Source organism: Spirosoma jeollabukense (genome assembly GCF_054777855.1).
The window spans coordinates 1-10,014 of record NZ_BAAHAD010000027.1; the positions used below are offsets into that span (position 1 = coordinate 1).

General features: G+C 47.5%; 8 protein-coding genes. 5 read left to right on the forward strand and 3 right to left on the reverse strand.

The features are described from left to right. Window positions 1-75 precede the first annotated feature (75 nt). From ACYVEA_RS33850 to ACYVEA_RS33870, 5 genes are all read left to right on the forward strand, one after another. The gene (locus ACYVEA_RS33850; protein ID WP_461117808.1) at window positions 76-825 is read left to right on the forward strand and encodes a hypothetical protein; all 750 of its coding nucleotides are present in this window, start codon (window positions 76-78) and stop codon (window positions 823-825) included. A gap of 76 nt (window positions 826-901) precedes the next feature. Beyond that, on the forward strand, window positions 902-1,171 hold the full coding sequence (locus ACYVEA_RS33855) for a helix-turn-helix domain-containing protein (RefSeq protein ID WP_461117809.1): 270 nt from the start codon (window positions 902-904) through the stop codon (window positions 1,169-1,171). 11 nt (window positions 1,172-1,182) lie between these two features. Next, the gene (locus tag ACYVEA_RS33860) at window positions 1,183-2,592 is read left to right on the forward strand and encodes a hypothetical protein (protein ID WP_461117810.1); all 1,410 of its coding nucleotides are present in this window, start codon (window positions 1,183-1,185) and stop codon (window positions 2,590-2,592) included. A 1,083-nt stretch (window positions 2,593-3,675) separates the two neighbouring features. Beyond that, entirely contained in the window at window positions 3,676-3,960 is a 285-nt protein-coding gene (locus ACYVEA_RS33865) for a transposase (RefSeq protein ID WP_461117811.1), read from the forward strand. After that, the gene (locus tag ACYVEA_RS33870; protein WP_461117812.1) at window positions 3,926-4,399 is read left to right on the forward strand and encodes a transposase; all 474 of its coding nucleotides are present in this window, start codon (window positions 3,926-3,928) and stop codon (window positions 4,397-4,399) included. The genes ACYVEA_RS33865 and ACYVEA_RS33870 overlap by 35 nt, the downstream gene beginning before the upstream one ends. A 677-nt stretch (window positions 4,400-5,076) precedes the next feature. On the opposite strand, the gene ACYVEA_RS33875 is transcribed toward ACYVEA_RS33870, so the two are convergent. From ACYVEA_RS33875 to ACYVEA_RS33885, 3 genes are all read right to left on the reverse strand, one after another. After that, window positions 5,077-5,337 (reverse strand): RNA polymerase sigma factor, encoded by a 261-nt coding sequence (locus ACYVEA_RS33875; protein WP_461117813.1) that lies wholly within the window; start codon window positions 5,335-5,337, stop codon window positions 5,077-5,079. Window positions 5,338-6,263: 926 nt separating this feature from the next. After that, a complete protein-coding gene (locus ACYVEA_RS33880; protein ID WP_461117814.1) occupies window positions 6,264-9,101 on the reverse strand; it encodes a T9SS type A sorting domain-containing protein in 2,838 nt (945 codons plus the stop codon). A 115-nt stretch (window positions 9,102-9,216) separates the two neighbouring features. Next, window positions 9,217-9,768: an RNA polymerase sigma factor gene (locus tag ACYVEA_RS33885; protein ID WP_461117815.1), complete on the reverse strand. Its 552-nt coding sequence runs from the start codon at window positions 9,766-9,768 to the stop codon at window positions 9,217-9,219. Window positions 9,769-10,014 lie beyond the last annotated feature (246 nt).

Here is a 10,014-nt window from a genome sequence, read left to right on the forward strand (position 1 = left end):
ATCTTCTTCGGCCAGTTGGCTATATCTGGCTAATAGCCAGATTATGTTACAACGCATTGAGACTTATTACCAAATGTGATTTCCCAACATGCTCTAAGCTTGCCCAGTGAGCAACTGAAAGCCCAGGTCAATCGCTTACATGCGCTTATCCCTCATTGGGCTGACTTTGGAGATTCTGGCGTTTTATCCAATAATTCTCTGTTTTATGACGCGTTTGAATATACAGAAGGAATAAGGTTGAGCACTTTCGACGAATGGATAAAATATCAGGGCTTTGTAACACAAAATCTTCCAACTGGTAACAATAAAATCTATTTGCGTAAAAAATTTTATTTTACATTCTTTGACTTTATATGTTCTAAAATCAATGCTATACAACAATTAATCAACGGAACTGGAATAACTCCTGATCCATGGGTTACCCATGGTGGTTCCAAAAATAAATCACCATTTGTTGGAGCGCAAATCAATATCTTAAATAATGATATTCCTATTGATGTTTCAATTTCAATAAAAGATACCACGCCCCTTCTAAATAATCCCAAGTTGTCCTTGCGTCAAATAGCATTGCTCTATATCTACCAGGACAAATCAATAAGTCGAGGAAAAATTGCGGATTCTATAGCAAAAGAATATGGCAAAAGAAGTGGAGAAAGATTATATAGTTTATACACTAAATTTTTGCAAACTAGTAAAAGAACAAATATTGATGGTAGAATGATAAAGCAGTTTATTGATGATATTGAAAAAGTTATTCCGCATTTGAGCGATCAACAACGGCAAAAAGCAGAAACCGAATTAAAGACTATTAGTGCAAAACTTTAAGACTAGTCTTGACTAGTCACGCTATCTTAGGGAATTCAATTTTGCCTGTGTCAAATTAATGTAAAGACGACAGGCCATGAATAACCCTTTTGAGTCAATCAACAATCGGTTAAGTAATTTAGAAGCGCTGGCTTTAGAAATGCTACAATACATGCGCAATCCAGCCAGCAGCCAGAGGGAAACAGATGGAGAAACACCACTCACTGTTCAGCAAACTGCAGACTTTCTTAGTATTTCACAGCAAACGGTCTACCAGAATATTGCCAAGATTCCTCATCGAAAGAGACATGGTCGGCTTTACTTCTTCAAATCAGAATTAGCTGCCTACCTCAACCAAACAACCTAGCAAATATGACTATGTTGGATGGAATCGAAACGTCTAGTATCGCGGTCAACGAACGCGATCTAGTTAAGCGACTCAATATGAGCCAGCTTTTCTCGTCTACGCATGGAGACATAAGGTACGACATGCCTTTAGCTCCAATTAACTACAAAGGCATGAGATTGTATCCAAAGTTACGTGGCCAATATGATCAAGATTCGAACCGGCACTGGTTTTCTTTGCGGGGATCACTCATTAAACTTGCCAATAATGGGCTACATAATCATGATGCCAAAGACCCTTTTCAGATTTTGTGTGCCTTAGACAACCTGTTCATAGAATTACGAATCGATCCATTTCGAACAGCGCTTAGTGGCCTTGAAATGTCGGCCACGATTAAAACGAATAATCCCGAACAGATATGTGCCAGCATTCTATCCTACATAAACCGGCCCCCCAGCCGTAGTACACTAAATCGAACCGATTCAATTTTACCTTATATTGAAATTGAAGCTGGACAGCATAAGTTAAAAGTGTATGCACCGCAGCCGTACACATTACGGGTTGAAATAAAGGTCGACAGGATGCAATTCTTAGGCAACAACCGCCCAATGACCTTTGCGGATCTGGTTCAACCTCAGCATGCCACCCTACTTGCTACTATTTTATTGACCGCATTCAAGAAAATTATGTGGAAGTGTCCCAGCTTTGATCCTGACCGTCTGGCAGAGGAAGAACGTACATTATATCTGCGCGGATTGGACTATGAATACTGGCACGTACAGCGCAGTAAATACGCAAATGAGAGCGAATTTAAACGCATTGAAAAAGACCGCAGCCGCAAAAAAAAACAGTACAACCAAATCGTAGCGCAGAACTGGGTACAGGAATCACCCACCGAAATTGTACGTAGGATTGAAGAACAGCTTGACCGTTCGATTGCGTTAATGCATACGGACATTTATCAAGCATTACTAAATATCTGCTTGGAACGATGGCAATATGTCGGAAATCTACCGGGTATCCTTAGGCTGCCTAAGCACCTTGAATTACCCCATTTGTCGGAAATCTACCCTTTATATTTGGGTAGATTTCCGACACCCCTTTATACACCCCAGACGTACCCCATTAAACAAGACTTAGTAGTGGACGAACTTGACCTATTTTCAGATTACACAAACTACACGTCACAACAAAATCACCTTGAAAAGTCTAAAGTTAAAAAACACCAGTCGAGTTCAGCTACCCGATTTACAAAAGGTCAATTGACCCATATAAGCAAGACGATGAATGCCGCAGGCGGGCTAAACTATCCTATTGATGAAGTGGTACCAATTCTGTCAGCCAGAAGTAAGTTAGCCTTGGCTTACTGCCAACAAACGCTTAATGAATTAACCTATTCGGTTACTGATCATAGGCCTACTTTGCTCTGGCTAACTCCATAGTCTGACAATTTGTAGATTCACCTAGTGAAAGACGTATGGTCATAAAATTTCGAATAGCTAATCCATAAGCAAATTAAGTATGTAGAAAACGGTAGTGTCTCAATTTGAATTTCTTCGAAGACTGTCAACCACAGATGAAAACCCTATATATCGTTATTAGGAAGGGTAAGGTGTTTAATCATGAATCGAATGGCAAACGCTGTATAAATGAGGAGTGCCAACGTTTCATAAAAGACTTCCCAGTGCTCAAGTGAATAAACTGCTGTTTTGTAGTCTTGTATCCAATCAATTAACGCCTAACAGTAACCAGCAAAACAAACCAACGTATCCCCCAAAAAAGGATTAACGATAAGTGCTGTTTCATAGTCTTTATTTACTTTAAGTACAACAAAATCTAATTATAATAAATAAGTAGTTTTCCTTATTTATTTATACGTATAGTACCACACTATAGATTTTAATAATACTTAAAAGTTTAACGGGTGTTATCAGTTACCAACTAATCAGGATTAAACTCGTTATAAATCAGATTGTATACCCCTTTATTTATAGGTCAGTTCACCGATCTCGCCGATCAGCATTAAACATTTACCAAGGCCCGTTTCCATCGCTGGCTTTACACGTAGCGCTTGATACATCTTACTTGAACGGTCAAGCATAGAAAAAATCAAACTGAGACACTACCTAGAAAACCGTGAGCTACAAAAATAAACGGATTTATTGAACGCAAAAAGTTTGGTTTCTACCATTTCCTTTCAACCCTCTCCCCATTAAATTAAACGTCCGAATAAAATCAGGACAAGACAGTGTTGTATCATCATAAAATCATCCGCTTGTGCAAGCACCATTGAATACCTAGGATAAATTGAAATGGGGCCTGGCCGCAGGGTCCCTGAACAGGAAGCAAGCCCAGATCGTCTAGGGACATCCTGCCAGGCAAAATACATGGGTATAAGAACGTGTTGGGGAATTGAGAAAGGTTGAGAGTCGTGCCAACTTTGTATCGACCAAAATGCAAAGTGATGACCAAACAGTGGCAACCACTGACCGACTCCCAATGGGCCGTAATTTTGCCCTTTTTTGATGGCTCCGGCCACCCGGCTAAAACGCAAACGGAAGCACGATTTACGGCAGATTATCAACTGCATTCTCTGGCTCTTACGAACCGGTTGTCAGTGGCGAAACCTGCCCGATGGCTGGCCACATTGGCAAGCCGTCTATTACTACTTTGACCAGTGGAAAACTACTAATCTGTTCGAACGAATTAACGCGACGCTCAACGAAATGGATCGTAAACGAGTCAATAGAATGCCTACACCCTCATTGGTATGCATTGACTCACAGACCGGGCCGCCGGAGCGGTGTTAAGTTGAGTCCAATGATTTATGAAGAACGCGGTCTCGATCCCAACAAACGAGTAAATGGCCGCAAACGACAGTTCATTGTTGACACCGAGGGCCGTCTTTTGGTAGTACACGTTCACGCGGCTAATGAAGCGGATGGTCCTGCTGGCCGTACACTGGTAAGCAGTATACTATGGCGAGTTGGTGAACGATTAGAAAAAGTGATGGGCGATCAAGCCTATAACGGGGTATTTGCGAAGGAATTAGCTCAATGGAACATTGAGTTTGAGAAGGCTTCCCGGCCCGAATCCGCTCAAGGTTTTGTGCCAGTGGCCAAACGATGGGTGGTAGAAAGAAGCATTGCTTGGACTAATCGCACGGGCGACCCCGTTCTTCCGGCGGATCGTCAAGGATTACGAGTATACGGTATCTTCTTCGGTAAGTTGGCTTTATTTGGCCAATAGTCAGATCATGGTGCAGCGGATACAGACACAACACCAAACTTAATTTCCCAACACGTTCTAAGGGGAAGTACAAGTAAGTGTAAACTCCTCGCATGGCCTGAAGAAAAACCACGGGTGGGATAGTGTCTCCGTTTGAGTGAGCCTTATAGATTGTCCACACCCGGGTTATCTTTGATAGATTAGGTCTTCCCATTCCTGTTGCAGCAGTCCTTCATTGGCGATCCGTCGAAGGCTTCCATGGGAAGCCAGATGGCGCTATCTGGGCCTTCTACCAATTGTACCCGTAGAAGTTGCCAGCCTTGGTCAAACAGGGCTCAGGGCTTATCCAGACAGAATGCCAGATCCTGATCGCCAAAACTACCTTTCTGGTAATGTCCATTTGTATTGCGAATACAGAAAAACACAAGTACCATAGCAAAAGGGGTTTAGATGGGTCTTTTATCATTATTCGGTTCGTTTATACGACAGTAAGATTACAAACCCCCGCAACGCTGCCTGGCCCATCGGGGCTAATACTGGGCATGGGTTTTAAAGTAAGCATCAATTTTGGCACGGCTGCCCATCCTCTGAAGCCGACCAATCTCCTCAACACTGCCCCTTCTTCGTACTTCAGTCCTAGTAGGGCTCGCTCTTTAGCCGGTAGTGTGGCCAGCGCATGTTGAAGCAGTTGCCAGGTTTCAGGGTGAATATCCCCCTTCCGGGTCCCCTACGTGCTGGGCTAATTCCTCATTCAGCCTAGCTATCGGTAAGCGTTTATCCCGCTTGAGTTGGTCTATACAGTGATTGTAGGCAATCGTACACAGCCAGTGCGAAAAGCGGGAGCGATGTTCAAAGGCGTCCAGTTTCTGAAATACTTTGAGAAAAATGTCCTGGGTAAAGTCCTGAGCCTTTTCGAGATCACGGGTGATAGAAAGGCACTGGCCATAAACTTTGTTCACGTAGCGGGTATAGAGAGTTTCAAAACTGGGGCTGGCTCAGGCCGGCCAGTAAGAAGGGGTTCATCGTCCGTGAGGCCAAGAGACATGGTGATGATTATGGAGTATCCAGCGGTTGTATTCGTTCTGGAGGGGCTTAGGACGAAGTGGGTATAACCTAGTCACGGTAAATTTTTTATTCGGTAGATACCGCTAGCTCACCAAGGTAAAGACAGTCATTAGGTTGTCCATTCGTTAATGTCATACGGCATTGTTCTTAAAAGCTGGTTTGTTATCACCATCAGCCTGCGTAAAAGGCCATGCCTGTTCAGGCTATTTGCGTCTCTTTATAGGCGATTAGCGTCCTGTTTCCTACGGCAGATATGGGATGTGGGAGCCTTTCAGGAGCTATTTACGAGCGGATTGAAACTGGACGACTTCGTAGGGATTAATCTCCCTTTCAGTTGGAATCATGGGCCATTTAGATTGTGCGGACTTCCACGCCGATCAGTGCGCCTTTAAATAAAAGAACTCAAGTAAGCTAACAGCGGGTAATCTCCCAATGAACCGTCACCATACGAAAGTCCCAACGAGTCGAGGCTCTACTACACCAAGTAGGGCGTATATAATGGTATTGGTGGCAAAAATTCATGGCCGAGTTCGTGATGATAACGCATGCCTGAGAAGCGGCTTATAATCTAGCTAGTTAGGTTAAGTGGCTTTGTAGGGAGGTTTAGTAAGTCCTCCCGCTTTTGCTCTAGTGGCCGACGTGGCTGTCTTGATCGAGCACGTATCCCTGGGCTCATCGACCCTTATGTCCGACACGGTGTATGGCGAGGCCGGTGAAGAACAAGCGTACGCTAAGTCCTTCACCGGCCTCAACCTACCTACTATATTAAACTGATGCTAGATTTGACTATTAGCTAGTTGGATCGCTGTACCGGTAACGCTTATTTCTGAATAACTAATCGATAAGGCCGGATCTGCCCCCTCTCCTCCACCTGTAGCAAGAACACGCCTGCCGGTAGAGAATCAAGCACCTTTACCTCCACCTGGGTGGCGCTCAATACGCTTCGTTCGACCCGTAGCTGACGACCATCATTCATATAAAGCCGGATCTTGGCGGTTTGCGGCTCATCCAGGTTTAGACTAAAGCGACCGTCACTCACCGGATTGGGATAGATCTGATAGGTCTGGCCACCCAGGACGACCGACACGGCCGGGAAATCCGTGAACCGCCCGCTCAGATCCACCTGATGCAACCGGTAGTAGCTCGTACCTAGATAAGGCATCGCATCGATATACTGATACGTATGGCTACCTTGAGCACCTTCCTGAGGCTGCACCCTGGCTACTGGCTCAAAAGAGACCAGATCCTTGCTGCGTTCGAGCTGGAAATAAGCGTTATCTCGCTCCATAGCGGTCACCCATTTGATCTCTACAGTCTGATTAGTCCCCGGCTTAACGCTGAACAAGATCAGATTGACTGGCAACGGTCCGCCACAATTAGCACTATTCAGCGTTACACTGGCCGTGCGAGCGACGCACCCACCACCTAGGGTGATCACTACCTCGTAGGCGCCATTGTCGTAGGGCTGAAACGCGGGAAAATTAATCTGCCGATCGGTGGAAATTAAACTACCATCTTTGGTCCAGGCGTACGTAGCGCCTGGATAATCTGGGGCACTTAAGGTATACGGCTGGTTGAGGCAGGGTTCCTGGGTATTTTCTACCCGCTGGGCCTCCAGGGGCCGAATGGAAACGGTCGTTACCGTGGATTTACCGCAATTATCACTCAGGCGAAAATCGTAGGTGCCACTGGCGGCAAGGTTAGTGACGGCAAAGGTGCTGGAACTGATGCCCGTGGCGACGGCAGACCAGGTCGCGCTGCCCGTGGGCCTAAGCTCTAGCCGATAAGGAGCCAGCCCGCTAAAGTTGAAAAAGGCCTGACCACTGGCAGCAGGATTGCCACCCGTCTCGCAGACAATACCCACTTTTTTGGTAATCTGGGGTGTGGTGTCGCTCACGGGCAGGGTAAAGGATTGAATCTGGGTCAAACTCACTCCACAACCCGGCGAAGCCGAAGCCGTTACGGTATAGACATCCGCCACCAGGTCGGTGAAAAAACCGCTGGTGTTACTGGCAATCAGTTGATTGGCCGCATTGCGGAGCTGATAGGTAACGGGGGTACCGCCATTGTAATTAAAGGAGGTCGACAAACTGGCGTTACCGCTGCAAAGCGGAGTGACCGATCCCGTTAGACTGTAGCTTAGACCCGGCGAGCTAGCCGAGTTGATGGGCACGGTGAACGTAAAGCTGCTGGGACTACAGTCGTTGGTTTTCGGGCTGAACTGGGCTGTATAAGTACCCGGTGGGAGGTTATTCCAGTAATAGGAGGTGCCAGAGGAACCCGAAGCGGGCAGCGCGGGCGAATAAGGGCCTTCTGGCCCTGATACCAACTGCACACTCCCGCCCGATTCCAACAGGCCCGTCACCCCGCCCGATAGATTGACATTGGTACGTTTGGCTCCCAGCGCATCGGCGCAACTCAGGTTCGTACTGACACTGGTTCCTATGGGCGAGGCCCCAGTGGGCGGATTGGTCACCGTAAAGGAGCGTACCTGGCCGCAGGCATCTTCCACCTGAACCGAGTAGCCCTGGGCCACAAAGGAGAGCGAATAGAGTTTACTGTTGTTGTTAGGGAGTTGATCCGTCAGCAGCACGGCATTGCCGGGGGCCTGACTGGTAATGGAAACACTCAGGGGCGTCGTAAAGCGGCCCGGCTGCAGGAGCATATCCACCCCATTCTGGCCGCTAATCAGCTCACAGGAAGGCGAAATAATTCGGCTCAGGGTGGGGCCGAAGTTACTGCTCAGGTTATAACAGCGCACCTCCACTTCGCCACAGGGGCTGGTGGTCCGAATGGCCACCTGGGCATGAGTTTTGTCCAGATCAAACCGTAGATCGGCGGGCGTGGTAGCCGTGATAGTCTGAAAGGGAGTCGCCCCAGTTGGAAGGCCACACGGGTTAGTAGTCGTGACATCGAAGAGTTCAATTGTATAGGGCTGAGCAGGACTGGGGGTTAAGCTGCTTCCTCCGGCGGTAGGGTTTAGCGAACCACTGATAGCATACTGATCACAGTCCTTATTGGACCCAGCGGGGTTGAAAAAGGCTTTCACCACGTTAGGCTGAATGTTGACCGTATGGGTGGTAAAGACCCCGCAGGCGTCGCGGGCCCGCACCTGAAACAGACCAAAGCTGGTCGTGGTGGTGCTGGACGTGGGGCCATAGGTCAAGAGCGATTCGTCCACATTGGCCGATTGGGCTTGAATGAAGGCATACTCAATGGGCGCTGTTCCGCCCGTGGAGCTGGCCGTGATGGTCCCCCCTGGCTGGCCATTGGCACATTGGTTAGAGACGGTCGCCGTCAGACTGATGGGGGAGTAGGTGGAAGGAATCACCAGACCGGACCGGATTATATCCGGACAGCCGGGTTTAGTGATCGTAACGGTATAAGTGCCAGGGGGTAAACCTTCGAAGCGGTTGGCACTCTGCCCCGTAGTCTGGAAGCCGCCCGAAGCAGGTCCTACCGTCAGGGTATATACCGCCCCTGCTACACCGACGCCACCGACTGTGGGCTGATCGGCGGGATTAGCCAATTGCAAGACGCCATTGGAGGGACAACTAGCCGTAGTCGTTGAGGCCACATAGGAACTGGCCGCGGGACATTGGGCCCAACTGGAACTAGCGAGAAATAAAAATAAGATTACGAATAAAGCGTGTTTCATGAAATCAATTGGGTTGTCGTTATAAAAAGTTGGGACACTGTCGACTAAAAAATAGGTATAAGGCTTACTTAATCAGACACCGGTAAAACGGAAATCTGTCGCTTGGTTACGATGGCTACTTGGGTTGGGCCTTAGCGTAAATTCGTTGGACTTTGACCCGGCTACGCTTAAGCCGCATCTTAACGATATCAACCTTGAGCGCATACTGCTTTGCCAGCGCCTGTAAGCTCCAGCCCTGTTCGTATTTTAAGCGCAGCAGCGCCTGTTCTAGGGGGGAAAGCTGCTCGATAGCCTGGGCTAGCCCCAGCAGGCGGACTTCCTGATCCAGCGGCTCAACGGCCTCCGAAAAGGTCCACTCGAAGGTATCGTCGAGCCAGACCGTTCGGACCCGTTTGGAGCGATGCAACTGGTCAACGCAGTAATGATGGGTGATGGCAAAGAGCCAACTGGAAAAGCGGGCACGATGGCTAAATTGGCTCAGTCGGGCCAGGGCCTTAATAAAAATATCCTGGGTATAATCCTGAGCTAGGTCGGGGTCTCGTGTCATGGACAGACATTTGTAATAGACTTTATTCCGGTATCGATGATACAGGAGTTCATGGCAACGACGGGGCTGCGTGATTAGGTACTGACCAATCAGTTCACTGTCAGTAAGGGAGTGTTCCATAAAATAATTTGGCAATTTGTACGCTAAGAAGTGTTATACTGAGTGGAAGCGGTTAGGTCCAACCGGGATAGGAGCAGACCTTTGCTGGTGGTTTTTGCCTACAGTACAGCGAATTCCGTTATAGTAGTTGGATTATCCCCAACTTTCATCTGGGCCAATATGGCTGGCGAGGCGGATAGCAGCGCTACAAACGTAGCGGCCGCTGACAGAGCTTTGGTTAATAGACTTGGCTTCATGATTAACTTC

Bases quoted from the DNA above. Each gene is read 5' to 3' on its own strand.
- ACYVEA_RS33855 (WP_461117809.1), top strand. From the start codon at position 902: ATGAATAACCCTTTTGAGTCAATCAACAATCGGTTAAGTAATTTAGAA.
- ACYVEA_RS33860 (WP_461117810.1), top strand. From the start codon at position 1,183: ATGTTGGATGGAATCGAAACGTCTAGTATCGCGGTCAACGAACGCGAT.
- ACYVEA_RS33865 (WP_461117811.1), top strand. From the start codon at position 3,676: ATGGCTCCGGCCACCCGGCTAAAACGCAAACGGAAGCACGATTTACGG.
- ACYVEA_RS33880 (WP_461117814.1), bottom strand. From the start codon at position 9,101: ATGAAACACGCTTTATTCGTAATCTTATTTTTATTTCTCGCTAGTTCC.
- ACYVEA_RS33885 (WP_461117815.1), bottom strand. From the start codon at position 9,768: ATGGAACACTCCCTTACTGACAGTGAACTGATTGGTCAGTACCTAATC.